The 24,474-nt window shown below is 66.9% G+C and carries 24 protein-coding genes and 1 pseudogene; 11 read left to right on the top strand and 14 right to left on the bottom strand.

Annotated elements, in window-relative coordinates:
* Positions 1-96: 96 nt before the first annotated feature.
* Positions 97-813: pseudogene (locus tag ACFXN1_RS26390) on the bottom strand (sensor histidine kinase); the annotation flags it as partial.
* A 353-nt stretch (positions 814-1,166) separates the two neighbouring features.
* Entirely contained in the window at positions 1,167-1,958 is a 792-nt protein-coding gene (locus ACFXN1_RS26385; protein WP_379439115.1) for an amidase family protein, read from the bottom strand.
* A 231-nt stretch (positions 1,959-2,189) separates the two neighbouring features.
* Here ACFXN1_RS26385 and ACFXN1_RS26380 point away from each other — a divergent pair, with 231 nt between their 5' ends.
* The 3 genes from ACFXN1_RS26380 to ACFXN1_RS26370 are packed head-to-tail and all read left to right on the top strand — an operon-like array spanning position 2,190 to position 4,806.
* Positions 2,190-2,822 carry a DUF1989 domain-containing protein gene (locus tag ACFXN1_RS26380; RefSeq protein ID WP_379439117.1) on the top strand — a complete coding sequence of 211 codons (633 nt, stop codon included), beginning with the start codon at positions 2,190-2,192 and terminating at the stop codon, positions 2,820-2,822.
* The gene (locus ACFXN1_RS26375; RefSeq protein WP_379439118.1) at positions 2,819-3,940 is read left to right on the top strand and encodes an NADH:flavin oxidoreductase; all 1,122 of its coding nucleotides are present in this window, start codon (positions 2,819-2,821) and stop codon (positions 3,938-3,940) included. The genes ACFXN1_RS26380 and ACFXN1_RS26375 overlap by 4 nt, the downstream gene beginning before the upstream one ends.
* The gene (locus ACFXN1_RS26370) at positions 3,937-4,806 is read left to right on the top strand and encodes a polysaccharide deacetylase (protein WP_379439119.1); all 870 of its coding nucleotides are present in this window, start codon (positions 3,937-3,939) and stop codon (positions 4,804-4,806) included. The genes ACFXN1_RS26375 and ACFXN1_RS26370 overlap by 4 nt, the downstream gene beginning before the upstream one ends.
* Positions 4,807-4,864: 58 nt before the next feature.
* On the opposite strand, the gene ACFXN1_RS26365 is transcribed toward ACFXN1_RS26370, so the two are convergent.
* The 3 genes from ACFXN1_RS26365 to ACFXN1_RS26355 form a co-directional block, all read right to left on the bottom strand.
* Positions 4,865-6,439 carry a PucR family transcriptional regulator ligand-binding domain-containing protein gene (locus ACFXN1_RS26365; RefSeq protein ID WP_379439120.1) on the bottom strand — a complete coding sequence of 525 codons (1,575 nt, stop codon included), beginning with the start codon at positions 6,437-6,439 and terminating at the stop codon, positions 4,865-4,867.
* A gap of 89 nt (positions 6,440-6,528) precedes the next feature.
* Positions 6,529-7,503, bottom strand: a complete 975-nt coding sequence (locus ACFXN1_RS26360; protein WP_379439122.1) for an aldo/keto reductase — start codon at positions 7,501-7,503, stop codon at positions 6,529-6,531.
* Positions 7,504-7,688: 185 nt separating this feature from the next.
* Positions 7,689-8,345, bottom strand: coding sequence for a response regulator (locus tag ACFXN1_RS26355; RefSeq protein ID WP_379439124.1), 657 nt, complete (start codon positions 8,343-8,345; stop codon positions 7,689-7,691).
* 467 nt (positions 8,346-8,812) lie between these two features.
* Between ACFXN1_RS26355 and ACFXN1_RS26350 the strand changes: the two genes are divergently transcribed.
* On the top strand, positions 8,813-9,295 hold the full coding sequence (locus ACFXN1_RS26350; RefSeq protein WP_379439125.1) for a Dps family protein: 483 nt from the start codon (positions 8,813-8,815) through the stop codon (positions 9,293-9,295).
* 49 nt (positions 9,296-9,344) lie between these two features.
* Positions 9,345-10,325: an NAD(P)-dependent oxidoreductase gene (locus ACFXN1_RS26345; protein WP_379463690.1), complete on the top strand. Its 981-nt coding sequence runs from the start codon at positions 9,345-9,347 to the stop codon at positions 10,323-10,325.
* Positions 10,326-10,786: 461 nt separating this feature from the next.
* Here ACFXN1_RS26345 and ACFXN1_RS26340 read toward each other — a convergent pair whose 3' ends face one another.
* Complete coding sequence (locus tag ACFXN1_RS26340) at positions 10,787-12,031, bottom strand: M24 family metallopeptidase (RefSeq protein WP_379439129.1); 1,245 nt, start codon at positions 12,029-12,031, stop codon at positions 10,787-10,789.
* Positions 12,032-12,152: 121 nt separating this feature from the next.
* Between ACFXN1_RS26340 and ACFXN1_RS26335 the strand changes: the two genes are divergently transcribed.
* On the top strand, positions 12,153-14,888 hold the full coding sequence (locus tag ACFXN1_RS26335) for an ATP-binding protein (protein ID WP_379439130.1): 2,736 nt from the start codon (positions 12,153-12,155) through the stop codon (positions 14,886-14,888).
* A 16-nt stretch (positions 14,889-14,904) separates the two neighbouring features.
* Here ACFXN1_RS26335 and ACFXN1_RS26330 read toward each other — a convergent pair whose 3' ends face one another.
* From ACFXN1_RS26330 to ACFXN1_RS26310, 5 genes are all read right to left on the bottom strand, one after another.
* A complete protein-coding gene (locus tag ACFXN1_RS26330; RefSeq protein ID WP_379439132.1) occupies positions 14,905-15,723 on the bottom strand; it encodes a class I SAM-dependent methyltransferase in 819 nt (272 codons plus the stop codon).
* Positions 15,724-15,823: 100 nt separating this feature from the next.
* Positions 15,824-16,822 carry an MBL fold metallo-hydrolase gene (locus ACFXN1_RS26325; RefSeq protein ID WP_379439134.1) on the bottom strand — a complete coding sequence of 333 codons (999 nt, stop codon included), beginning with the start codon at positions 16,820-16,822 and terminating at the stop codon, positions 15,824-15,826.
* A gap of 124 nt (positions 16,823-16,946) precedes the next feature.
* Positions 16,947-17,153 (bottom strand): hypothetical protein, encoded by a 207-nt coding sequence (locus tag ACFXN1_RS26320; RefSeq protein ID WP_379439136.1) that lies wholly within the window; start codon positions 17,151-17,153, stop codon positions 16,947-16,949.
* Between the two features lie 11 nt (positions 17,154-17,164).
* Positions 17,165-17,656 (bottom strand): MarR family transcriptional regulator, encoded by a 492-nt coding sequence (locus ACFXN1_RS26315; protein ID WP_379379002.1) that lies wholly within the window; start codon positions 17,654-17,656, stop codon positions 17,165-17,167.
* A 46-nt stretch (positions 17,657-17,702) separates the two neighbouring features.
* On the bottom strand, positions 17,703-18,146 hold the full coding sequence (locus ACFXN1_RS26310) for a nitroreductase/quinone reductase family protein (RefSeq protein ID WP_379439137.1): 444 nt from the start codon (positions 18,144-18,146) through the stop codon (positions 17,703-17,705).
* 113 nt (positions 18,147-18,259) lie between these two features.
* On the opposite strand from ACFXN1_RS26310, the gene ACFXN1_RS26305 reads away from it, so the two are divergent.
* Positions 18,260-18,691 (top strand): hypothetical protein, encoded by a 432-nt coding sequence (locus ACFXN1_RS26305; protein ID WP_379439139.1) that lies wholly within the window; start codon positions 18,260-18,262, stop codon positions 18,689-18,691.
* A complete protein-coding gene (locus tag ACFXN1_RS26300) occupies positions 18,688-19,404 on the top strand; it encodes a class I SAM-dependent methyltransferase (RefSeq protein WP_379439140.1) in 717 nt (238 codons plus the stop codon). The genes ACFXN1_RS26305 and ACFXN1_RS26300 overlap by 4 nt, the downstream gene beginning before the upstream one ends.
* Positions 19,405-19,608: 204 nt before the next feature.
* Here the strand turns inward: ACFXN1_RS26300 and ACFXN1_RS26295 are convergent, their stop codons facing one another.
* Positions 19,609-20,931, bottom strand: coding sequence for a family 1 glycosylhydrolase (locus ACFXN1_RS26295; protein WP_379439142.1), 1,323 nt, complete (start codon positions 20,929-20,931; stop codon positions 19,609-19,611).
* Between the two features lie 441 nt (positions 20,932-21,372).
* Between ACFXN1_RS26295 and ACFXN1_RS26290 the strand changes: the two genes are divergently transcribed.
* The 3 genes from ACFXN1_RS26290 (at position 21,373) to ACFXN1_RS26280 (ending at position 23,426) form a co-directional block, all read left to right on the top strand.
* Positions 21,373-22,236: an Ig-like domain-containing protein gene (locus ACFXN1_RS26290; RefSeq protein ID WP_379399667.1), complete on the top strand. Its 864-nt coding sequence runs from the start codon at positions 21,373-21,375 to the stop codon at positions 22,234-22,236.
* Between the two features lie 357 nt (positions 22,237-22,593).
* A complete protein-coding gene (locus tag ACFXN1_RS26285) occupies positions 22,594-23,052 on the top strand; it encodes a hypothetical protein (RefSeq protein WP_379399673.1) in 459 nt (152 codons plus the stop codon).
* Positions 23,049-23,426: a hypothetical protein gene (locus ACFXN1_RS26280; RefSeq protein WP_379439144.1), complete on the top strand. Its 378-nt coding sequence runs from the start codon at positions 23,049-23,051 to the stop codon at positions 23,424-23,426. Before ACFXN1_RS26285 ends, ACFXN1_RS26280 begins: the two co-directional genes overlap by 4 nt.
* Positions 23,427-23,583: 157 nt before the next feature.
* Here ACFXN1_RS26280 and ACFXN1_RS26275 read toward each other — a convergent pair whose 3' ends face one another.
* The gene (locus ACFXN1_RS26275) at positions 23,584-24,027 is read right to left on the bottom strand and encodes a PIN domain-containing protein (protein ID WP_379439145.1); all 444 of its coding nucleotides are present in this window, start codon (positions 24,025-24,027) and stop codon (positions 23,584-23,586) included.
* Entirely contained in the window at positions 24,024-24,254 is a 231-nt protein-coding gene (locus tag ACFXN1_RS26270; RefSeq protein WP_379439147.1) for a ribbon-helix-helix domain-containing protein, read from the bottom strand. The genes ACFXN1_RS26275 and ACFXN1_RS26270 overlap by 4 nt, the downstream gene beginning before the upstream one ends.
* Positions 24,255-24,474 lie beyond the last annotated feature (220 nt).

The following is a 24,474-nucleotide window of genomic DNA, read 5'->3' as shown; positions in this document are numbered from 1 at the left end:
CTCGGACGACGGGAGATCTACCTACCCACATACCTGTTTTCAGCGCGCCAACTACCTGTTTTCTGCGCGCGATCGGGCGATCGGGTGACGACGAGGCTATTCCTCGGATATCGCAGCCGAGGTCGCGAACGGGATGCTGGCCCGCAGCGACGTCCCCTCGCCGGGATGGCTGGTCAGATCCATCCGGCCGCCGAGGGCTTCGATGCGATCTCGCAGACCAACCAGCCCGGAGCCCTTGGCCGGGTCGGCGCCGCCGATTCCGTCGTCTCGGATCGAAAGCTGGAGCTGGTGACCGGCGGTGGTGATGCGCACGGTCACTTCGGTAGCCTGCGCGTGTTTGGCTGTGTTCGTCAGCGCCTCTGCCGCGATGTAATAGGCGGCTGTTTCGGTGGATTCGGGCATAGGCGTGTCGAGGTTCAGGTCGAGGTTCACCGGAACGGTGCAGCGGCGGGCGAGCGCCTTCAGCGCCGGGCCGAGTCCGCCCTTCGACAGGATCGCCGGATGGATCCCGCGGCAGATCTCGCGGAGTTCGTCCGAGACGCCGACCAGGCCCTGCACGACGTCGGAAAGTTGCGCTTCGAGCGTGGTCAGCTCGGGTGGCACCGATGCCTCGGCGCTGCGGAGCGCGAGTCCCAGCGAGACGAGGCGCTGTTGCGCGCCGTCGTGCAGATCGCGTTCGATCCGGCGCCGTGCCTCGTCGGCGGCGGCGACGATGCGGGCGCGGGATGCGGTGAGTTCGGCCCGGGCCTCGGTATTCGCGATCGCGGTCGCGACGAGGTCCGCGAATTCGGCGAGGCGTTCCTCGGCGGACGAGAACCGACTCCGCCGCAATGAAGAACGCGGCCACTGCGACGCCCAAGGGCAGGGGCGGGGTCGTCGGGCGCATCGACCACGACAGCACATGTGCACGCGTCGAGAAGACGGGCTTGTCGGTCTGGTGACGCGCGGATATCGCACCTGGCGTGAAGGTTGGCCAGCCGTGCACCTCAGACCGTTTCCACATCATCACCCAGCGTTCACGTCAAGCCGACGGGCTCGGACAGGGTCCTCGAATTGGATCGATCGTCACCTTGCAGCCTACGCACCGTTCGGCACCTGTCCGGCGATGGACATCGGAGTTGCGGGTCAGCGGCCCGCGACGCGACCCGGGCCGGCACGCACGGCCGTCACGACGTCTGCGCATTCACGAAGATGCGTCGCGCCCACGCGGCGTGCGCCAGCAGGTCACCGTCGCGCCCGGAGGGCAGCGACAGCAGCAGCCCACACGCGTGCCCGCCTGCCGAAGTCCCGACAGGTAGCGTAATTCCGCAGGTGCCCAGGTAGCTGAGGACCATCGTGGTGCGCAGAGTGGCGGCATTCGCGCTGTCGTAGTCGGCCGGGTCGCGGAGATCGGCAAGGCGCGGCGGTGGGTGACGCACGGTAGGGCACAGCAGTGCCGCACCGTCGAGTTCAGCGGCGAATTCCGCGCGCAAGGCGCTCATCCTGGCGTACACCGGGGCGATGGAATCCGCTGTGTGCGAGTTGCTTTCGAGCCTTCGCCGGGTGGCGGGCTCGATCGGCAGGCTGGAGTCGAGACGGTGCCGGTGCAGACGGTATGCCTCCGCGCCCACGATGGTGCCGGCGCCGTCCATCAATTCCTGTGCAGCACTCAGCGATGCCATGTCGAGCCTGCGAATATCAGCTCCGGCGCGGCGGATTTCGGCAAGAGCGGCCTCGAAATCGGCGGCGATCCCGGGCGTGACGTCTTCTGTCCACTCGCCGCCGGGCACGACGAATCGCCGCAGCGGCGTGCGCTCGCCGCGTCGAATGGGCGCGAAAATCCGGTCGAGGGCGATGATGTCGTTCACGCTGGTGGCGAGGATGCCGGTGCTGTCGAGTGTGCTGGACAGGGGCGCGAAGTCGTTCGCACCGTAGCGTCCCGGGCTGGTATCCGGCGCGCTCGGCGGTGACGGTGACAAGTACCGCGGTCGAATCCGATTGCCGGGCCCGGTCTATGGCGGCTGCGGCCAGTCGGGCCGAGGTCGTATCGCCCGCTGCGAGCGCCTGCCCCATGGCGGTGGCGGTGGTCATGGACAGGACGCTACCCAGCAGTATTTCCGCTTCGATATGTAGGAAGATCCACTGAATTCCAATGATGCTGTGTGATCGTCCATTTCGACAGCGCCCTATCGTTCGGTTGACTGACCTCCATGACAGTGTTAAGCCATCCGGAGCCGATTACCGTGCCGGCGAGGCGAGCCCGAGCGGTGACCCTGAGCGCCGGTGAGAGGTTGCGGATCACCGACGTCGATGGCGGCCAGGTGGGTGATGTGTTCGCCTACAACGCTCACGACCTCACCGAGCACCACAGCGCCTCTCACACGCGCACCCACACCGCGCGACTGTTTCCCGCGCTCGGCGAGTCATTCGTGACCAACCGGCGGCGACCGATCCTCACGTATGCCGACGACACCTCGCCGGGTGTGCACGACATGCTGATCGCCGCCTGCGACCCGGAACGCTATGCGGCGTACGGGGATCCGGAGCACGCCAACTGCGCCGACAATCTGCGCCGATCAGTGACCGAGCTGGGATACGGTGCGCCGCCGTTCATTCCGCAACCGATCAATGTGTTCATGCGCATTCCGGTAGCCGCGGACGAGAGCCTGACCTGGCTCGAGGCCGCCACCGCGCCCGGGGACGCCATCACCTTCCGCGCAGAAATGGACTGCCTGGTGGTGGTTTCCGCCTGTCCGCAAGACCACAACCCCATCAATGGGGCTCGACCCACGCCACTGGCCCTGACCGTCCTTCCCCCGATCAGCGAGGAGAACCACCGATGATCACCACCGAACTCGCCCACCCCGCACTCGAGCCGTTCGGGCTGGACACCCTGAAACTACGCAACCGATTCGCGGTGGCGCCGATGACCCGGGTCTCGGCCACCCCCGACGGCACTCCCACCGAGCAGATGACCGCGTATTACCGCGAATACGCGCTGGGCGGATTCGGCCTGATCATCACCGAGGGCATCCATCCGGACGCCGCCCACAGCCAGGGTTACTTCAACCAGCCCGGCCTGGTCACCGAACAGCATGTCGCGGGCTGGCGCGCGGTGGTCGACGCCGTGCACGCGGCCGGGACTCCGATCGTCGCGCAGCTGATGCACGCCGGAGCCATTTCCCAGGGCAATGCGCACGGTTTCGAGACCATCGGGCCGTCCGCGGTGGCGCCGCGCGGGCAGATGATGGTCGATTACGGCGGGGTCGGTGGAGCGTGGAACGCGCCCCGGGAGATGACCGCGCACGACATCGACGATGTCGTGGCCGGTTTCGTCGCGGCGGCGGAGAACGCCCGTGCGGCTGGTTTCGACGGCGTCGAGATCCATGGCGCCAACGGCTATCTGCTCGATCAGTTCCTGACCGACTACACCAACCAGCGCACCGACGAATACGGCGGGCCGGTGCAGAATCGCATCCGGCTCACCGCGCGGGTGCTGGGTGCGATTCGTGACGCTCTCGGCGACTTCCCGATCGGAGTCCGGCTGTCGCAGACCAAGGTCAACGACTTCACCTATCGCTGGCCGGAGGGTGAGGCCGACGCGCGCGCCATCTTCGCGGCCTTGACCGAGGCGACGTACCTGCACATCGCCAGCGAGGGCCGGGACTTCCTCGAAACCGCGAAACTCCCCAGCGGCATGACCGTCACCCAGCTGGCTCGGGAGGTGTCCGGTCGCCCGGTCATCGCCAATGGGGGCATGCACAATCTGCCCCAGGCCGCCGATGTGCTGGCCGGCGGGCACGCCGACATCCTGTCGCTGGGTACGGGCGCACTGGCCAATCCGGATCTGCCGCGCCGGGTCGAGACCGGGGCTGAACTCTCCTCGTTCGATCATGAGATGCTGCACCCCATGGCAACCCTGGACTGCGCCGCGGCCTGGCGCGAGCGCACCGGCGAATGAGCGCTCGGACCTGGACCCGCGGCGGGGCCGCGGTGGCGACGCTGACCTTCGACGTGGACGCCGAGACGCCGATCCTCGCCGAGGGCCGACACTACGCCGAGCACCCCATGGTTATGTCACACCAGGCCTACGGACCGGATGTGGGGGTGCCGCGCATTCTCGACCTGCTCGACGAGATGGGTGTTCCCGCAACGTTCTTCGTACCCGGTTGGGTCGCCGAACAACGCCCGGGGCTGGCCGCGTCGATCGTCGAGCGCGGGCACGAGGTCGCGCACCATTCCTACAGCCACCGGCCGCCCACCTCGCTGCCGGCCGGCGCCGAGCGCGCCGATTTCGAACGCGCCCTGAAGGTATTCACGTCCCAGGGCATCGAGATCGCCGGGCATCGCGCCGCGATGTGGAGCGCCAGTCGCGAAACCCTTTCCCTGATAGCGGAATACGGCCTGGCCTACGACTCCTCGCTGATGGGCGACGACCGGCCGTACCACGTGGACACCCCGCAGGGCTCGGTAATCGAACTGCCCGTGCACTGGTCGTTGGACGACTGGGAGCAGTACGCGTACCTGCCCGCACCGCGCATCGGCTCGGTGATCGAGTCGCCGGTCAAGGTCGAGCAGATGTGGCGGGCCGAGCTCGACGGCATGCGTCACTACGGCTGCCTGTTCAACGTGTGCATGCATCCGTTCCTGACCGGTCGTCCGGGCCGGATGCTGGCCCTGCGCAACCTGATCGCCTACGCCCAGGAACGCGGAGACGTCACCTTCGGCCGCTGCCGCGACGTAGCGACCTGGGCACGGGAGGACGCCCACACCCCGACCCGTCCCCTGCCCGCCTACGACGTGGACGAAGCCGTCTATCCGCAGTAGCACACCGCTCACGTCGACGCGGGTGTGCGGCGTGGGAGCGCATCCGGATCGAGGCCGGTCAGAAGGTGGCCGGGCCCAGCGGTTCGGCGACCAGGGCCAGGTACAGGTCGATGGTGTCCTCGAGGCGATTGACATTGCGGCCGGTCAGCTCGGTGATGCGTGCCATGCGATTGCGCAGGGTGTTGACGTGGACGTGCAGGGCAGCGGCCGTGACCGCCCACTGGCCATTGTGCGCGAGGAAGGTGCGCAGGGTGTGCTCGAGGTCGGTGTGGGTGCGGGCGTCGTGGTCACGGATGACGCCCAGCACCTGCTCCGAGAACCGTTGCCGCACCTGGTCGTCGAGCAGGCCGAGCAGCATCCGGAAGGTCGCGATATCGGCGAAGACAGCGGTGTCCGGGCCATGCTGCACTCGCAAGATCTGGCAGACCTCGCGGGCGCGCACCAGCGATTCCCTCAGTCCACCGGCGGTGGCGATATCTCCTACGCCGATCACGACCCGTTCGGCGGAGACCCGTCTGCCGACCTCCGCGGCCAGATCGCGGGCGAAGCGCGCCAACTCGTCCGCCGAGCGCTCCCACAGGCAGATGGACACCACATCCCGGCTGCCCGCCGCGGTGAAGACGGGTATGCCGTGGGTGGCGAAGAACGCGCCGACCGCGTGGGCGATATCGCCGGCCAGGGTATCGGCGTCGGAGGCGGCGACCGGTGCGGACACGAGCACTCCCAACGGCCGGTCCGGTGGCACGCCATAGGCGCGCAGGCGGCGAATCACCTCACCGCTGCTTCGCGGCCCGGAGAGGATCATCTCCAATAGCTCTGTGGCGAAACGCGCCTCGATGGCGTGTACGGCCTGCTGTTTGGTGACCTCCAAGCTCAGGAAGCGCGCCGCCTGGGCCAGCGCGTCCCGATCGGCAGCGGTGAGAGTCGCGGCCGGTTCCAGGCAATAGAGTCCCGCGTCGATCTCTCCCATCGCACCCTCCACGAGATACAGCACCGCCGGTCCGGGCCCGAGCAGATCGACCTCGATCGGCGGCGGGGTGCGATTGAGCGCGGCCGCGGCCATCCGCACCTGCTCATCGGTCGGCTCACAGCCGATACTGGCCAGGCGGCGACCTTTTCGGTCGACCACGAGCAGCGGCAATTCCGTTTCACCGCGCAGGATTTCGAGTACACCCGCCGCACCGCTGCCGCGCGAGAGAGCGGTGGCGAGGGCGTCGCCACGATGGACAGTGGCAGTCAGTTCCGCCTGCAGCACCTCGTTCTGGATCCGGGCGGCCGCTCGGGTGAGCGCGGCGAACGGCACCCCGACACACAGCTCGATGAGCGGCAAACCGTGTGAAAGGCACAGCGCGGCAAGCCCTTCGGGCAGCGACGGGGTTTGCGCCGTGAGCCCGAACACCAACCCCGCCGCACCCGCCCGCGCGACGGCCGCCACGAACCGGTCCGCCGAAACATGTGACAGCCACAGGCCATTGGTCAGCACGAGTTCGCCGGACCGGACATAGGGCGACGGGTCGGCGAGCTCCGTCGTGTGCAGCCAGTGGATCTCCGTCCCCAAGGATTCGGTGAGTGCCGTCGTCACGACTCGCAGCCCCAGGGCGGGATCCGCGACGAGCCGGCCAATAGTCAACACCTGGCGGAATGTACACGGAGAGCCAGTGATTGGTGGATGAACATCCATCCCTGCATTTGAACGTGCCGGCCCCGGTGATGGCCACCAGCTCACACACTCTCCGGAGACGGCCCGGCGATCGGCATGGCCCATGCCATGATCTTGTCGATCTCGTCCAGGTCGGAATCGTCGAGCACGATGTCCGCGGCGCCGAGGCTGTCCTGGATATGGCGTGCATGCCGGGCGCCGACGATCGCGACGTGCACGGCGGGATTGGCCAGCGTCCAGGCGATCGCCAATTGACCGACCGTGATGTTGCGGTCGGCGGCAAATGTCTCCAGTTCCCACAGGGCTGTCAGATTCTGCCGGTAGACGTCGCCGGCGAAGTCGGGGCTCGTGCTGCGCCAGTCGTCATCGGCGAACGTCGTGTCACGATGCAGCGTTCCGGTCAGCAGGCCATGTGCCAACGGCCCGTACACCAGCACGCCGATGTTCCGAACCCGGCAGTACGGCAGCAGGTCGTCCTCGATGTCCCGCCGGAACAGGTGGTACGGCGGTTGCACCGTCTCCACCGGCAGCACCGCGGAGAATTCCGCGATCTGCGCCGGGCTGTAGTTCGAGACCCCGACGTGGCGGATCTTGCCCGCGGCGACGAGGTCGGCCAGCGCGCCCGCGGTCTCGGCGGCCGGCACGGCCGCATCCGGCCAATGCACCTGGTAGAGGTCGATGTGGTCGACGCCGAGCGCGGCCAGACTTGCGTCCACTCCCCTGCGCAACCAATCGGGGCTCGCATCGCGGACCAGGCCGGTATCGGTCCTGCGCAGCCCGCCCTTCGTGGCGATCACGAGTTCGTCACGGGCGCAGGTGAGTTCGGGGCGCAGCGCCCGGCCCAGGATCCGTTCGGACGCACCGAAGCCGTACGCCTGCGCGGTGTCGAAGAAGTTGACGCCGAGATCACGGGCGCGCCGGATCGCCCTGATCGCGGCGTCCTCGTCGAAGCGGCCCCACTCGCCGCCGAGTTGCCAAGTGCCGAAGGCAATTCGAGAAACGTGCAGTCCGCTTCTGCCCAAAATTGTTGTCTTCATGTCGCTCTCCGAATCTCTGTAGGGGATCTTGCTGCCTACTGTCGCGCTCCGGAGGGCGCTTGTCGCCACGGCCAGCGCCCATCGACGATTCCTGCCAGCAGCAATCCCGGCCTTCCCGGCAGCTGCACCTGTCCTGCGTTTGCGCAGCACGGCGGCACTGCTGCGGGGCGGAGGAGCGGCTCGGGTCAGCGCGATTCGAGGAAGGTGATCACTGCCAGCACCCGGCGATGATCGTCGTGGGTCTCGGCCAGATTCAGTTTGGTCAGAATGCTGCGCACGTGCTTCTCGACGGTGCCTTCGGTGACCCACAGCTGCCGGGCGATACCGGCGTTGGAACGCCCCTGCGCCATCAGGGCCAGCACCTCGTGCTCGCGTGCGCTGAGCGCTGCGAGCGGATCGTTGCGCCGGCGGGCCGACACCAACTCCGTCACCAGCACCGGATCGACGACCGCCGCGCCCTTGGCGATTCGCTGGAGCGTGTCGATGAAATCCTCCACATCGGTGACCCGGCTCTTGAGGAGATAGCCGATCCCCCGGCCGCTGGCCAGCAATTCCATCGCATGCTCGACATCGGAGTGGGCCGACAGCACGAGAATGCCGGTTTCCGGGAATTCATCGCGGATCGCGCGGGCCGCGTCGAGCCCCTCGGTGGTGTGGGTCGGCGGCATTCGAATGTCGACCACCACCAGATCGGGCCGCGTGTCCCGGACCAGCTCCAGCAAGCGCGAGGCGTCTCCGGCCTGCGCCACGACGTCGAAACCCGAACGCGTGAGCAGGCTCGCCAAACCCTCCCGGAGCAGCACATCGTCATCGGCCAGCAGCACCCGCAACGGAGTCGTCACTGAACTCTCGCCTTCCTTGGCTGCGCCGGACGTGGATGGCCGATAGACGTCGAGCATAACCGGGCCGATTGCAGGTAGCCGCCATACCCACTGTGGTGCTGGCGGGGAGCACCGATGGAGGTCAGCAGCGACGACACCAGCTCGGGTGACAGCGATTCTGGAAGTCCCAGAAGGCAAACCGAGGAGTCGCGACATGGTCACATTCGAAGAGGCCGCCGCTGTCCGCGCAGCTGAACCACACCGGGCGGCCGCTGCCCGCCCGACCGCGGCGAAGTACACCGTCGAGCTGATCGGGACATTCTTCCTGGTGTTCACGGTCGGCACGGCGGTCCGCAGCGTCGGCCCGTTCGCACCACTGGCGATCGGCGCGGTGCTGATGGGGATGTTCGCCTGGGCGACCGCATCGAGCAGGGTGTCCGCGCCCATCCCGAATAGTCCACCACCCCAACACATTCAGGAGCACCATCATGACCACCCACATGGAATCGGCAAGCGCATTTCGCGCGTCGTCACGACTGGCGGGCAATCTGCAGCAGGTCCTCGTCGAGCTCACCGCCCTCCACCTCAACGGCAAGCAGGCGCATTGGAACGTCGTCGGTCACAACTTCCGTGACCTGCACCTGCAGCTCGACGAAATCGTCGATGCCGCACGCGAAGCCGGTGACACCATCGCCGAACGGATGCGCGCCCTCGACGCGGTGCCGGACGGCCGACCCCAGACGGTCGCGTCGACCAGCCTCCTGCCGGAACTCCCGGCCGGCGAGCAGCACACCGCCGTGATCGTCGACCTGGTCACCACACAGATTCGCGATGTGGTGGCGACACTGCGCGCCGTGCACGACGACACCGATGCCGAAGATCCGTCCACCGCGGACCTGCTCCATGCCGTCATCAATCAACTCGAGCAGCAGGCGTGGCTGCTCAGCAGCGAAAACCGCACCGCGGGATAGACAGCGGCGATGTCGGACGAGGCGATGTCGGACGAGGGGAGGACGATGAATCGGGCTCGGTCCGTCCGGCCCGGCCCCACTGGCCTTCGACCTGGAGACGGCCGCCGTTCGGCCGGTCGGCCGACGACGACAACGAGGAGTGTGCATGACCGGAATGACAGTTGGTTTCATCGGGCTCGGCGCAATGGGACAGGGCATGGCCGCCAGCCTGCTGCGGGCCGGCCATCGGCTCCGGGTCTGGAACCGCTCCCCCGAGCCGGTCGCCGCGCTGGTCGCCCAGGGCGCCGACGCGGCCGGGAGCCTCGCTGACGTGTTCGCCGCCGAGGCGGTCGTCTCCATGCTGGCCAACGACGACGCCGTCGAACAGCTGCTGCTCGACCCGGCGCTGCTGGCCGGCGCGAAGGCCGCCGTGCACGTCAACATGGCGACGGTCTCGATCGCGCTCGCCGACCGGGCCGCAGCCCTGCACGCCGAGCACGGCATCGGGTACGTCGCCGCGCCCGTCCTCGGCCGGCCCCAGGTAGCCGCCGCCGGCGAACTGAACATCCTCGCCGCCGGCGGTAACACGGCGCTGGCGCAGGCGGCACCGTTGCTGTCCGCGATGGGCCGGCACACCTGGCCTTTCGGCACCCGCCCCAGCCACGCCAACGCCGCGAAGATCAGCGCCAACTTCCTGATCGCCTGCGCCATCGAGTCCATGGCCGAGGCGTGCAGTCTGGCGGAGTCCCACGGTGTCCGGCCCACCGACCTGGTCGAAATGTTCAGCGGCACACTGTTTCCCGGTCCGATCTACTCCGGCTACGGCGAAATGGTCGCCGCCCGCCGCTACGAACCGGCCGGCTTCCGGCTGCCACTCGGCCTCAAGGACGTCAACCTGGCCCTGACCGCCGGCGCCGCGGCGAACGTCCCGCTGCCCTTCGGCAGCGTGCTGCGCGACGCCTTCCTCGACGCCCTCGCCCACGGCGACGGTGACAAGGACTGGGCCGCCGTGGCCGCCGTGGCCCGCCGCCGGGCCGGCCTGCCGGCGTAGCCGAGGCAGCCACCTCGGCACCACAACTCGGCTGGTCAAGGGCCTATAAACCGGAACTGCAGACGCCGAACCGGTCCCACGGAGTAGCGTGCGATCCATGAGCGCATGCGAGGTTTGCGGTAATGATTACGCGATGCCGATCGTCGTCGAAGCTCAGGGAGTGCGGCACGTTTTCGACTGCTTCGAATGTGCGATCCACCGAATGGCACCCATCTGCGAGCACTGCAACTGCAAGATCATCGGTCACGGCGTGGAGGCAGACGGCAGGTTCTTCTGCTGTGCGCACTGCGCCCTGTCCGAGGGTGCCAGAGGCCTGGTCGACCACATCTGAAATCCCCAACCCGACAACGAGAACGGGGCCGAAGCCGCAAACCCTGCAGCCTCGGCCCCGCCGGGACCATCAGGTGCTCAGATCGCCAGGAAAGAACAGCACACTCGTGGCGAGCGCTGCGGTCAGGCGGTCAGGGTTGTGCCCGCAGTAGATCGGTGGTGAGCGAATTCAGTTCCACCGCACCGTCTGCCCCGACTACGACGGTGCCGCCGATGTTCGCGAGCCTCCCGCCGATGACGCAGTTGGGTTCGAAGGCGAACACCATGCCTTCGGCCAGTGGCAGATCGCTGCCGATGGTCGGCACCTCGGCCAGCAGTCCGTACTCGGCGGCCTCCGGCAGTTCGCGCATCCCGCCGCCGAAACCGCACACGGTGCCATAGGGATTCATCCCGTGCACCAGTGGATGCACGTTCCAGCCGCCCGCCGCGTCGAGGGGTGCCTTCATGGCGTCGACCACCTGACCGAAGGTATTGCCCGGCCGCAGCGCGGCCACACCGGCTTCGTAGGAGGCGCGCGCCACCTTCGCCGCCACCTCGATGTCCGGATGCACCTCACCCACGGCGATGGCCACCTGATGCTGGGATTCGCGCATGCCGTACTGGCAGAACACTTCCGCCAGGATCACGTCGCCGTCCTCGATGGTCCGCGGTTCCTGCGGGCGGTAGGACCAGACCGGCGGTCCCCAGCAGGCGAAGCCGGGACCGGACTGGATGAGCATGCCGGGCGCGACCGTGCCCAGCCGGAACGACGTGGACATGCCGGCCGCGTACACCTCGGCCTCGCTCACGCCGGGCGCGGCGACGTCCAGCATGGCCTGCGCCATCGCCTCGCCGATCTCGGCCGAACGCCGCAGCACCGCAAGCTCTTCCGCGGATTGGGTCAGGGTGCGCAGCAGGAACGGAAACCACATCGGTTTGAAATTCACCTGCGGCAGCTGCTGCAGGACCGCCGTCCACAGCCCGTACGGCATGATCGGGTTGAAGTGGAACGGCGGATACGGCTCCAGGCCGATCACCCCGACCGCCGACCGCTCCAGCCCGTGCTCCTGCAACACGTCGACGACGCCCTGGGCATGCTTGGCCACCCGCATGTTGTGCGGTTCGGTCCAGCAGGCCTCGCCGCGGCGGCGGGCCTCGATGTGGTCGGCGATGTGCATTGGCGACCACACCAGGGAGATGGGGTCGGCGTCGCGGGGGAAGACCACGATCGCGCCGGGACGCTCATTGGTGAAGTAGACGTCGGGCGCGAACGGCGCGGGGCCGCCGGTCTCGTGCTCGCCGTAGATCACCAAGGCGTCGACGCCCTGGTCGTCCATCAGCTCGCGGGCCAGCGCCCAGCGCCGATCACGTTCGCTCAGCGAGTAATTCGGATGCATGCGGGTTCCTTCTCGAGGTGTGATTCGACCTGGTAGGAACGCTATCTGTGGTGCGGGACCGGAGTATTCAGTCAATCGACCTGTCTGGTACCGATCAGTTTGCTTAGGTAGGGTCTGCCGAGTGCTGCGCGGGCGCGCCGACGAACAGGCGCTGATCGATCAACTCCTTGCGGACGTACGTACCGGCCGCAGCGGGGCGCACGTGCTGAGCGGGCCCGCCGGCATCGGCAAAACCGCGCTGCTCGACTACACCGCGGCGAAAGCCCAGGGATTGCGTGTGATTCGCGTGGCAGGCATCGAATTGGAAGCCGAACTCCCCTTCGCCGGCCTGCATCTGCTGCTGCATCCGGTGCTGGACCGGCTCGACGCCCTGCCCGCACCGCAGGCCGCGGCACTGCGCAGCGCCTTCGGACTGGCCCCGGCTGCACCCGGCGATCGCTTCCTGGTCGGCCTCGCCGTGCTGTCCATGCTGGCTGAACTGGCCGAAGACGGACCTGTGCTGTGCCTCGTCGACGACGCCCAGTGGCTCGACCGATCCTCCACCGAGGCACTGACTTTCGCGGCCCGGCGCCTGCACCACGAAGGCGTTCTGCTGCTGTTCGCGGTGCGCGGCGAAGCCCGGGAACCGGCCGGACTCACCGCACTCCCCACTCGCGAACTGACCGGACTCGATCCCGCCTCCTCGGCCGCGCTGCTGGACGAGCGGTATCCCGAACTCGCCGCGCAGGTGCGCGCCCGACTCCTGGCCGAAACCGAGGGCAACCCCTTGGCCCTGGTCGAACTGCCCTCCGCGCTCAGCACCGAACAACGCACCGGCCAAGCACCGGCCGGCTCCTACGACCTGGCCACGCTGCCCCTCTCCACCCGGGTACAGACGGCGTTCGGCGCACGGGCCGCACGACTGGGCGACGCGGCCACCAGCCTGCTGCTGATCGCCGCCGTCGAGGAGACCGGCCGGCTCGAAATCATCTTGGCCGCCGCGGCCGCCCACCACGCGGGACCCACCGAACTGGCAGCCATTGAGGACTCGGGACTGCTTGTGCGCCAAGGCGATCGGATAGCCTTCCGGCATCCGCTGGCCCGCGCGGCCGTACTGGGCTCCGCACCGATGCACCGCAGGCTCGACGCGCACCGCGCGCTCGCCGAGGCACTGACCGCGAGCCACTCTCCCGAGGCTGCCGACCGCGCGGCGTGGCACCGCGCCGCGGCCTCGACCGGCCCTGACGACGAGATCGCCACGGCACTCGAGACCGCGGCACTGCGGGCCTCCGAGCGGGCCGACCACGCGCTCGCCGCCGCAGCCATGGAACGCGCGGCCGAACTGACCGTCGAGCCGCACACCGCGGCGCGACGCCTGACCTGCGCCGCCCACTCAGCGGCGACCGGCGGCGATCTACAGCGGACCGCCACACTCGTCCGCCGCGCGTATCGTGGACCCGTCCACCAAACCGACGCACCACGCCTGGATTACCTGCGCGCCATCGTCGAATCGGAATTCGGTTCCCGGCACCAGGCCGCCCGCATCCTGATCGACGCCGCCGGCCGGGCTCCGGCCGACCTTGTGTGCATGATGCTCGTGGACGCCATGCGCAATGGCGTGTTGGTCGGCGATGCCGAACTCACCGAAGAGGCCGCGACCCTGCTGCAACAACGCACCGGCCGGACCCCGATCAGCGAGGGAATGATCGGCATGGCCCGCATGCTGGGTGGCGACGACGAAGCCGCGCTACACCGGCTGCACGCCTGCGCGATGCACGCACATTCCCACCCGGCGGGCTTCAGCCCGGACGAGCGCATGAACGCCGCCGCGATGGGCCTGATGACCGGCCTCGACGACGAGGCACGCGACCTGCTCACGACCCTCGTCGCCGATGCCCGCGAGCAGTCCACACTCCGGCTGCTGCCGATGCGCCTGCACTACCTCGCCTCCGCCGAGTACGCCACCGGCCGCCTCCGCGACGCCACGGTCCACGCCGAGGAGGCGCTGACACTGGCCGACTCCATCGGACAACACCACCAAATGGATGGCCTGCGTAGCATTCTCGCCTGGGGTGCGGCACAGACCGGCGACGAGCAGCGCTGCCGGGAACTCGCCGAACCCACCCTCGCCGCCGCCCTCGACCGCGGCGAACTCGCCACCGCGCTATTGGCCACCACCGCGCTCGGGCTGCTCGACCTGGGCGCGGGTCGCTACGACCGAGTGCTGGACCGCATCGAATCCGCCTCCCGCGGCCCGATGGGCAGCCACTACATGGCCGTCTTCTTCACACCGCTGTGCGTCGAGGCCGCGATGCGCACCGGGCAGCCGGCGCGCATCGGCGAAGCTCTCGAACGCTTCCGCCGCTGGGCAGACGCCAGCCGATCACCGTGGATTCAAGGCGTTTACGCACGCTGCCTGGCCCAGACGAGCTCCAACGACGAGGCCGGCGAGCACTACGCCGCGGCGGTGCGGCTACACGAGAAAGGCGGCCGACCCTTCGAAGGTGCCCGCACCCAACTGCTGTACGGGGAGTGGCTCCGGCGCGCCCGGCACAAGACCGAGGCGCGCACGAGCCTGCGTGCGGCACTGGAGACCTTCGATCGAATCGGCGCGAGCGTCTGGGCCGCCCGAGCCCGGGCCGAGCTGCGCGCGACCGGCGACACCGGCCAGCAACCGGCCACCGCCTCGATACTGGATCTGCTTACACCACAAGAACTTCAGGTGGTCCGCCTGGCCGCGCACGGACTGTCGAATCGCGAGATCGGCGCGCAGCTGTTCCTCAGCCCCCGCACCGTCGGCTACCACCTCTACAAGGCTTATCCGAAACTCGGCGTCGCAGTGCGGGCCGAACTACCCGCACTGGTCCATCAGCTGTAATGGGAGCCGGTCCGAGTCAGAACCGGTAGCGCAGGATGCGTGCGCCCTGACGGGACAGGGCGGTGCTGCGGGACATGGTCCGGGTGAGTCCCCGCAGGGGTTGCGGCCAATCGGCTACTTCGGGTGCGCGAGTGAGGAAGTCCTCGTCGATGAGGGTCAGCCCGGCGCCCCAGGATTCCGGTTCACGGGGGTCGTCGAAACCCGCGGCGGCGGTGATGCCGAGCGCCTTGATGGTGGGATGGTATTTCATCGCCCACGCGGCGAAACGGGTATAGCCGTTGAGGGCTATCTCGCCGGTGCCGAAATGCGTTGTGAGAGTATGGGTCAGGACTTGGAACGAGCTGCCGGGCAAAAAGGGGATCAGCCCCTCGGCGACGATCATGGCCGGCCGGTCGCGCGGTATTCCCGCGAGCCAGTCCGCGGCGGTGACGTCCGCGCCCACGAGATGGGAAGGCTCCGGGAGGAATTGCGGACGCATCGCGACGACCTCGGGGAAATCGACATCATACCAATCGATTCCGGCGGTCGGCTGACACCGGACCATTCGGGGATCCAGTCCACAGCCCAGGTCGAGCACCACCGCGTTGGGATGCGCGGTGGTGAAAGACCGCACGGCATCGTCCAATTTCTTACTGCGCAGCGCTGTTTCGTAGGTCAGGGCGGCCTTGATCTTCAAGGTGTCGAAGTCGTAGTCGATCCGATCCGCGATCTCCGCGGAGCGGGTGTCGCCGAGCATTGGGACGCGCAGCCTGCTGTCGAGGGCCTTGGCCCACAGTGTGATCAGCAGGGTTTCCTCGATCTGGTTCAGAGTCAAACTGGTGCGTTGCGTGGTCATGCGATACCTAACTTCTTACATGAGGGTGCGCCGCGGAAAGGTCGCGGAGCCGGGTCGATGCCTGGGGGGCGGCGCCGAATCGGCCGCCCTCATCCACGAATCACACCGGACGGGACGCGCTCCGGTAGGTCGCCAGCACATTGAGCCGGTGCAGATTCCGGCACAGCGTGAGCAGGCCCTGGGTAGCGAACTCCACCGGAATCGCGTAATCACCCAGCGCGTCGATCAGACTCGGTTCCAGCGTCTCCGCCCACGGATTCGAGACCTTCGCCTGCGTCTGCTCCAGGGTTTTTCCCGCGGCAACCGCCACGGCGACCTCGTCGCGGAGCTGCTCCAGGTATCCGATCAACCAGTCGACCGCCTCGAGCGCATTGCCCATCGGCCCGTGCCCCGGCACCACGATCGCCATGTCCGGCAGTGTTTTCCGCATCTTCCGCAGGGAGGCGAGATAGGGCTCCGGCCCGCCCTGCAGCAGCATCGGCGCGATGCCCGCATGACAAACGTAGTTGCCGGTCCATGCGGTGCGGGTATCCGGGACGTACACCACGGTGTCGCCCGGACCGTTGCCCGGCCCGAACTGCCACAGCTGCACGACGCGCCCGCCCAGATCGATCTCGGCGAAGTCGTCGAACACCACATCCGGTGTGCGCCAGCGGGTCACCGCGTCGAACTCCGCCTCCGCGCCGTACATGTTCCCGGTCCGCTGCCGCTTCTCGTTGTCCAGATCGGACATGTTCTCCTTGTTCAGCCGCGACGAGATCACCACCACCTCATCCGGGAACGCGGCATTGCCGAACGTGTGATCACCGTGATAGGTCGTATTCACCAGGTACCGCACCGGCCGATCGGTCAATGTGGCAGCCTGCGCCTGAATCCGTGCCGAAATGGCCGGCGTTATTCCCGCATCCACCACGAGCGCCGCAGCGCTGCCCACGATGACCCCGTTGTTATCCTTCGGCGGCAGCGTCGCCATCAGCGCGACAACCCCATCCGCGAACCACTGCGCCCGATGTTCGAGCCCCACCGGCGACAGGTTCGGTCCCAGATATCCGTCTGGCCGCTCGGTGAGCTCCCGGTCCGGTACAGCTTGGGCGTTCATCTCATTGCCTTCCCTCGAGAACGGTGAACCCGCCCAACGCTAAGAACCGGCCGCGTCAACGGAATCCGTCGAACGACTGGGGTCGGTCACTGTTCTTGCGGTGGTGATCGTGAGAACCGGGGTATCAGTGCGCGGCAGCGGCACGTCCGGGGCCGGTCGCTGCGGCGCGGGCGGGTATTCCGATGAGATTGATCTGCTCGACCTGGGTGTAGATCGAGCCGCCGAAATCTCGCAGGGACAGCTCGATAACGAGCAGCGTCAGAAGGGATCCCGCGTAGAGGCCCGCGGAGAGCGGGGTGATCAATCTTGCGATCTTGATGGCCACGTCCATCTGATTTCCTCTCAGCTATCAGCCAATTCCTCGGCTGATTCGTGCCCGGCGGAGCCGGTTCTGCGGAGGAAGTCGGCGATCACCTCGAGTTCGGCCTCGGAGTAGTGGTCGCACAGTTCGTCCATCCTGTTGTTCATTCCGGCGAACACCCGGAACAACTCGGCATTGCGTTCGCGGACGCCCCGCAGCGCGACTGCACGGCGGTCCGTCGATTCGGGGTCGCGCTCGCGCACGATCCAGCCGCCCTTCTGCAACCGATCGAGAATTCCGGTGAGCGTCGCGGGATGCAGGCCGGCCCGGCGCGCCAACTCGGTCGGGGTCAACGGACCGTGTCGATTGATGAGGTCGAGGCAGGTCCAGTCGACGTCTCTGAGTTCGATTCGGCCGCCGAACCGGCGGTTGAGCAGCGACAGCTGAATGTTCAAGTCGCGCAGCGCATCCTTGACGGCAACCGTGAGCTGCCTGCGGCGCCGAGCCCCTGCCTGATCCGCTGTCGAACTCATACGCGCTACTTCCGATCGGTTTGTACGGATTCCGTATGATATTCGATCAGATCGGCTCGACGCGGAACACCGCGATCCGATGCGCCGCCGCAGCGACTCCATCCGGAGTGGACGTCTCGGCGAGACCCGTAGTCACGAAGCGATTGCCGACGCTGGCCGGGCTGGTGGTCACCAATTGACGCAGCAGCGGCGGTCGTTCGTCCACCGGCACCTCGACCAGGCGGACGGTCGAGGACCGTCGGCCGCGAGCCAGCTCGACGGTATCCGCGGCCCGAGCGTTCGCCACCCATGCGGCCTTCGGGAAGGCCTGGAAGATGTACTGCCCGCTGTCGAGCGCGATCACCGCGATCGGGGAGGTCCGCAGTTGCCCACTGCGTCGCCCCCGGACCGTGAGCAACTGCATTGGACCGAAAGCGATTCCGCGCCTTTGCAATCCGACGATGAGGGTGTTGACGGCGTTGGTCAGGCGACGGTTGGTGTCGGCGTTCATGAGGTGCTCTCCCATCGGGACCGAGGCCGATCCCTCTCCAAAAATACGCAAACCATAAGCTATGGGATTAATATAGTATCGAAGTCATACTAGATGGCAAGTAGGAGGTCGCGGTGCAAACAAGGACAGAACGAGTGCGGGTGCGGTTCGCCAGCTGCGACGTCGACTGCGCCGCGTGGCACTACCCCGGCACCAACGGCGCCTGCGTGGTCATGGCGGCAGGCGGAGCGGTCACGAAGGAACCAGGTACCGCCCCCTTCGCGCGCCGATTCCACGACGACGGGTTCACGGTGCTCGCTTTCGACTTCCGGCGGCTCGGAGAAAGCGGCGGGCAGCCGCCGGCCGAACTCGCGGTCGAGGTGGCGAGGTCGGCACCGCACGCGGACATCGCCCACGTGCCTGGCCGACACTACGCGCCGTTCCTCGACGCGCATGAGCAGGCCGTCGACACCCAATTGCTGTTTCTCCGCAGGCAGCGGCTCGCTCACGGCCGAGCGCCGGGCGAGTTCCTCACCGCCACTTCCGAAAGCGACCGAATCCGATGAGCAACGACAACGCAGCACCGCGGATCGACCCGGCGACAGTCGATTACGAGCGGTTGTACCGCGGCGAGGAACTCTTCCCGGGCGTCATCGTCGGGCGACCGCCATGGGATATCGGCAGGCCGCAACCGCTACTCGTGGCATTCGAGAGGGCCGGCCGTATCCGGGGCGAAGTCCTCGACGTCGGCTGCGGGCCCGGCGATACCGCCGTCCACCTCGCCTGCCTCGGCTACCGGGTAACCGGCCTCGACGTCGCACCCACCGCCATCGAACAGGCCCGCCAACGTGCCACGGAGCGCGGTATATCGGTGACATTCGAGGTCGCCGACGCGACGACGCTGGATGGTTACGACAACTGTTTCGACACCGTAGTGAGCAGCGCGCTGCTGCACTGCCTGGATCCGGCGCAGCGCCGAACCCACGTGAGCGCGCTGGCTCGGGCAATCAAACCAGGCGGCCGATTGATCCAGTTCTGCTTCACCCCCGCCGAACACACCGAGCTGTACGCCCCGTACCCGATCCCCGAGCCGGAGTTGCACACCCTGTTCGCTCCGCCGAACTGGGCGATCACCACTCTGCGAGCCGATCGACTGGAGACGACAGTGCCCACCGAGCAACAGTCGAACCTGTTTGCCCAGAACAACTTCCGTCCCGACCGCGACGAGAATGGCGCCCTACTGCTACCAATCCTGGTGCTCGAGGCGCAGCGCACCTGAATCCTGCGCCGGCTCGAGCGCTGATCGAGACACTCGGCATCCGCTGGGCCGGAAAAGACAACGAGGTCGCTGCCGCACAAGCGGTTCCGGCCTCACCGGGATCGGTTTGTCCAATGCCCCTTGGAGCATCGCGGATCAGCTTTCGAGCCGCTTCCCTGGTAACCGATTGGCCGGCCAGAATCTCGAACGTCATCCATGTAGTGCTCAGGGAGCTGTGACCGGGGCGTTGCAGCTGGCTGGGGGATCGACCAGCTCGCAGTCGGCGGGGGCGCGGACCGGTAGGTACTCGGCCGCCACGCCGTTGTGGGCGATGATGTCGCGGTAAGTGTCGACCGCGTCGGTGGGTACGCGGTTCAGGGCCGGGTCGGTGCGTACGTTCACGGTGTAGAGGCCGAATCGCGGTGTGTAGGAGCCCCATTCGTAGTTGTCGGTCAGGCTCCAGTAGTTGTAGCCGATGAGGTTCATGCCGTCGGTCTTCGCGCGCTGCAGCCAGTAGACGGTGTCTCGTAGATGCTCGGAGCGGGTGTAACCGTCTGCGCGGGGTTGCCCGTTCTCGGTGGGCATGCCGTTCTCCACGATCCATAATGGCTTGCCGGGAAACCGTTGCGAATAGTGTTGCAGCGCAAAGTAGATGCCCTCGGGCCGGACCGGAAGATCCCACATTCCCGCCGGGGCGGGTGCCGAGCCGCCGGGCGTGTTCGCAGCGGCGAGGTCCGGTGGTTGGTAGCCGAAGTAGTAGTCGATGCCGATGAAATCGAGCTTGTCGCCGATGCGTTCCAGCAGAGGTCCGTTGACCTGCGACTCCGCCCCGGCAACGTAGCCGACATTGCTGGTCACCAATGCGTTCGGCTGCACCTGATGGATGTAGTCGTAGATGCTGTTGTGCGCCTGCGCCACCTCGTTCAGCATCTGATCGGCGTCGGTCCGGTTCTGACGTACCTCATGCATGATGTAGGCGACCGGCTCGTTTATCGTCACCCAGATCGGGTTGCGAACCGAGTAGCGGTCGACCACCTTCCGCATATTGGTGAGCCAGTCCGGCACCATGCCGGGATTGCGCCAGCCGCCCCGGTCTGCCTCCCAGCCCGGATACACCCAGTGGTCCAGTGTCAGCATGGGGCGCATACCGGCTGCCACGATGGCGTCGATCACGTCGTCGTAGAAGGCGAAGGCGGCCGGATCCCATACTCCCGGTTGGGGTTCCAGCCGTGCCCATTCCACGCCGATCCGAAACACCTTGACGCCGAGGTTCTCGGCCAAGGCGATATCCGACCGGAACCGGGAATGGAAATCGACGGAATCGCCGAGGCCGTCCCAGCCCGGATTGTCTTCGATGTAACGGGTCCAATTGCTGTCGGGTGACTGGCCTTCGGATTGGAATCCGGAGGCCGCCACACCCCAGAGAAAATCGTCGCCGAGCACGCCGATGTGTCTTTCCGGTGCGGTGCGGGCGGCCCCGGGCACCAGGAGCAGGGTGGCGGCCATGACCAGCCCGGCCGCGACGAGACAGCGAAACCGAGTGCGCATCAGCACTTCCCCAGGACCAGTACTCGAAATGAGTGAACGCGGTTACTTACTCCTGGATAGCTGCGATTCGTCTCGGGAATATGCCAGGTCGATAGTGGTTTGGCACAACATCGCCCACGCGGTCCGCACCGTTGCCGTGGCCGCGCACTCCAGGCAAGGAGTCGCGTCCACAGGTGTTTCCATGCGACTGGGAGTGGATCAGTCGAGATCCTGTGTCCCAACGTCTACAGTGCGCTCGCCAGCAGACGCGGGCTGACCGTGCGCGCCGGGCCCACCGGTCCATGACGACCTGGTCCGCCGCGGCACTCACCAAAACTGAATTACGATCATTTCAGAAACTGGTCCATTGACCATTTCACCGTGATCTAATGCTGCCCAACTCGGGTGCGGCAACCCCTCGACGACCGTGTCGAGGGACACCCGATGTCTGTGGGAGAAACAATGATGGACAGCAGTATGCGGCGGGCGGCCGGTTCGATGGCCGCGTTCGCGGTGGCGGCCGGTTTCGCGGTCGCCGCGATCCCCGGCACGGCCTCGGCCGCATCGGGAACGGTCACCTGGACCGACGGGAACAGCAAGTTCACCCGGACGGTCTCGGACACCAACCCGATCGCCGGCGAAACCATCACCGTCACGACGATGTTCGAGCGGACCGGTATCCCGGTCGAGTACATCTACTCGGTCAAAGACGCGCACCCCGCCTGCCTGACTCCGGTCGCGGGCTCGGGCAAGATGGGCGGCGACCAGGTCACGCTCGACACCTCGGCCCCGGACTCGGTCAGCGCCTCCTTCAGCATCGTCAAATACCCCGTGTACCCGAACATCTCACCGAAGTCCCAGACCTTCGAGGTGCAGTACACCGTGGGCGTCAACTGCGCCCGCGACACCCCGCTGCCGACCTCCATGAGCTACACCGGCTCCCTCGGCGCCGGCAACTACACCGACAAGGGCCCGGCCGTCACCGTGTCCAGCGACGCCGTATCGACCACCACGCTCACCCCGGTGAGCGGCGCCCAGGTCAACAATGCCGTCACCCTGCAGGCGACCGTGTCCCCGGCGGCAGCGGGCGGCACCATCCAGTTCAAGGCGGGCGACCAGGTTCTCGGTGACATCCCCGTCGCCGCGAACGGCACCGCCTCGATCGTCTGGACCCCGGGTGCCGCGGGCACCTACAACATCGCAGCCACCTTCTCCGGCCGCACCGGCGTAGCCGGTTCCACCACCACCCAGGCAGTAACCGTGGCCGACACCCCGACCCCCACCCCCACTCCGACCCCCAAGCCCAGCACCGGCTCCTTCGGCTGATCGCGGCACCCGACAGTAGGTGCCCTCTTGCAGTCGGGGGTACCCGGACCGCAAGAGGGCACGTACATATCGAACTCCTTTGCAGGAGGGCAAATCCACGTCAGCCCTGAGATCACCAAGGCACGGGCCGAGCGCAGGTCCAAGGCTGGGGGCCAAGAGATTTGGTCTGGACGAGACCCAGGCCGTGACATCGCAACCTGTGTGAGTCGAAGTGGACCTGACGTACCGGCATACGAACCGCGCCGTGCTGGTGGACAGGCCGGACGTCGCGATTCGCGCGGTGGGTGCCCGCAAGGCGGTGACGAGTCTTCACTCGAAGAGCTGAACTAATTCAGCAGTGTCAGCTATCGTGGATGCATGAGGTCACTACCCTTCAGCGAGCTGATCAGGAAACAGACATCGGTGTTCCCACTCCTGGAGGATGCCGACGTACTGCTCGAGCGGCGGGACGCGGAGAACGTCGTGCTGATGCGCGACGAACGGTATCGGGCGATGGATGGCGCGCTGCGCATCGCGGCCAGGTCGCTCGCTTTGGTAGCGAAGGCGAACCGGGTAATGGCGGAAGAGGTGCTGGCTGTCGAACTGCCCTGGCTGGTTTGGCTGCCGCCGGAGCACCGCAGCGAAGCTGTGACGGAATTGCTCGACGATCTGCTCGCCGGTGTGGACACCGGCTACTACCTGCCGTTCATGCGGAACCTGATCGCGTGGAAGCACACTGCCGAGATCCACACCGATCCATCGCTGGTCGCGCAGCTCACCGGACCGTTCCAGCGTGCCGACTTCAGTGAGGTACAGCGGCCTGGAAATACCGGATGAGCAAACTGAAGCGCGGCGACGAAGCCCCGCGCCCCAAGCCGTGGCGAATCCTGCTGCACAGTGCCCAGGCGGCGCACGTCTGGACGGAGATGCAGCGGAACGCAATCGATGCGCTCGACCGGGCCCGGGTCGACATCACCGCCGACCCCCGCAGCGTCGCGAAGCCCCAGCGGCAGCACCGCCTGAAAGCCGATCTGAAATCGGTCAAGCTCGGCGACGAGGAATTCGAGCAGTGGCAGTACGAAGTCACCGCGGGTGGACGTATCTGGTACGCGATCGACGACGCCACCCGAACCCTCTGGGTTACGAAGGCCGACATGGGACACCCGGGCATCACTGACAAGGGAAAAGGCGGCGGTCGCCGAATTCGTTGACACACAACCAAGATCGGGAAGTGGCAAACGGAACATCGGTCCGGTCGTATCGAATTCGAGTGGACCTGACGGACCAGCATACGAACCGCGCGGTGCTGGTCGACGGGCCGGACATCATGATCCGGGCGGTGGGTACTCGACCGCGGTTGTCGGCGGTTCAGTCACCCTGGAGCAAGAGCCGGAACGACGGATGAGCGGGCATCAGGGGTCGCACGGCGCGAAAGTCCTTCTCGTCCAACGTCAATATGTCATTGGTGAGGTAGCGCTCGGCGAGCACGACCGTGACCGCATCGGCCAGGTCGAGCCTGAGACCGCGATACTGCTCGATGATCTTCTGCGCAACCCGGAGGTCATCGCGGTCCACCTGCGGCACGAGCACGGCGCCCTCCTCAGCTGAGGTGAGCAGGTCATCGAGGACGAGATCGGCTGTGTGGCGATCTTTTCCGAACCGTGCGACGAGCAGATGATCGACCTCGTCCAGCACGAGTGGCGAAACAACCGCGACGGACGTGGAGAGGAATTCACGCGCCCGTTCGTGCAGTTCCGCGGCACGATCGTAGGCGGCGATGATGGCCGAGGCGTCGGCGATGAAGAAGCTCACTCGCCGTATGCCTCGCCGAGCAAGTCCTCAGTATTGGCAGCGAACCCTGGATCGCCGGAATCGAACGACGGCCACGGACGGGTACGACGAGCCCGGTGCGACCGCAACAGCACCAGCTCGATCCCCTCGCGGATCAAATCAGCTTCTGATCGCCCCGCCGCTTCGGCAGCCTCCTTGAGACGGGCAGCCTGCTCGGGATCCAGGTACACGCTCGTTTTGGCCTTCATAAACGTAGGGTACCGCGTAGGGCACCTGCCGGGTTCGTGCATTGCCGGAAAAGCAACAGAGCCGCAGGTCGATGACCTGCGGCTCTGCTGTGGAGTGGAGCTAAGAGGACTCGAACCCCTACTTCCGGGGCTCGGAGGTCCTGCTCATTCGGTCGAGCTGTCAGCGCTCTTCGAAAACTGGATCTGGCACACACTTGGTGATTGCGGTTCGGGATGTGTT

The organism is Nocardia sp. NPDC059154, assembly GCF_042755705.1.
Taxonomy (GTDB): Bacteria; Actinomycetota; Actinomycetes; order Mycobacteriales; family Mycobacteriaceae; genus Nocardia.
The sequence above is the reverse complement of the archived record's forward strand: the minus strand, read 5'-3'. Positions and strand labels throughout refer to the sequence as shown.

What these genes read in the sequence shown, in the direction of transcription:
- ACFXN1_RS26295 (WP_379439142.1), bottom strand. Translation starts at nt 20,931, where the DNA reads ATGCGCACTCGGTTTCGCTGTCTCGTCGCGGCCGGGCTGGTCATGGCC.
- ACFXN1_RS26285 (WP_379399673.1), top strand. Translation starts at nt 22,594, where the DNA reads ATGAGGTCACTACCCTTCAGCGAGCTGATCAGGAAACAGACATCGGTG.
- ACFXN1_RS26290 (WP_379399667.1), top strand. Translation starts at nt 21,373, where the DNA reads ATGATGGACAGCAGTATGCGGCGGGCGGCCGGTTCGATGGCCGCGTTC.
- ACFXN1_RS26375 (WP_379439118.1), top strand. Translation starts at nt 2,819, where the DNA reads ATGATCACCACCGAACTCGCCCACCCCGCACTCGAGCCGTTCGGGCTG.
- ACFXN1_RS26280 (WP_379439144.1), top strand. Translation starts at nt 23,049, where the DNA reads ATGAGCAAACTGAAGCGCGGCGACGAAGCCCCGCGCCCCAAGCCGTGG.
- ACFXN1_RS26360 (WP_379439122.1), bottom strand. Translation starts at nt 7,503, where the DNA reads ATGAAGACAACAATTTTGGGCAGAAGCGGACTGCACGTTTCTCGAATT.
- ACFXN1_RS26310 (WP_379439137.1), bottom strand. Translation starts at nt 18,146, where the DNA reads ATGAACGCCGACACCAACCGTCGCCTGACCAACGCCGTCAACACCCTC.
- ACFXN1_RS26330 (WP_379439132.1), bottom strand. Translation starts at nt 15,723, where the DNA reads ATGACCACGCAACGCACCAGTTTGACTCTGAACCAGATCGAGGAAACC.
- ACFXN1_RS26325 (WP_379439134.1), bottom strand. Translation starts at nt 16,822, where the DNA reads ATGAACGCCCAAGCTGTACCGGACCGGGAGCTCACCGAGCGGCCAGAC.
- ACFXN1_RS26380 (WP_379439117.1), top strand. Translation starts at nt 2,190, where the DNA reads ATGACAGTGTTAAGCCATCCGGAGCCGATTACCGTGCCGGCGAGGCGA.
- ACFXN1_RS26340 (WP_379439129.1), bottom strand. Translation starts at nt 12,031, where the DNA reads ATGCATCCGAATTACTCGCTGAGCGAACGTGATCGGCGCTGGGCGCTG.
- ACFXN1_RS26315 (WP_379379002.1), bottom strand. Translation starts at nt 17,656, where the DNA reads ATGAGTTCGACAGCGGATCAGGCAGGGGCTCGGCGCCGCAGGCAGCTC.
- ACFXN1_RS26270 (WP_379439147.1), bottom strand. Translation starts at nt 24,254, where the DNA reads ATGAAGGCCAAAACGAGCGTGTACCTGGATCCCGAGCAGGCTGCCCGT.
- ACFXN1_RS26320 (WP_379439136.1), bottom strand. Translation starts at nt 17,153, where the DNA reads ATGGACGTGGCCATCAAGATCGCAAGATTGATCACCCCGCTCTCCGCG.
- ACFXN1_RS26350 (WP_379439125.1), top strand. Translation starts at nt 8,813, where the DNA reads ATGACCACCCACATGGAATCGGCAAGCGCATTTCGCGCGTCGTCACGA.
- ACFXN1_RS26370 (WP_379439119.1), top strand. Translation starts at nt 3,937, where the DNA reads ATGAGCGCTCGGACCTGGACCCGCGGCGGGGCCGCGGTGGCGACGCTG.
- ACFXN1_RS26300 (WP_379439140.1), top strand. Translation starts at nt 18,688, where the DNA reads ATGAGCAACGACAACGCAGCACCGCGGATCGACCCGGCGACAGTCGAT.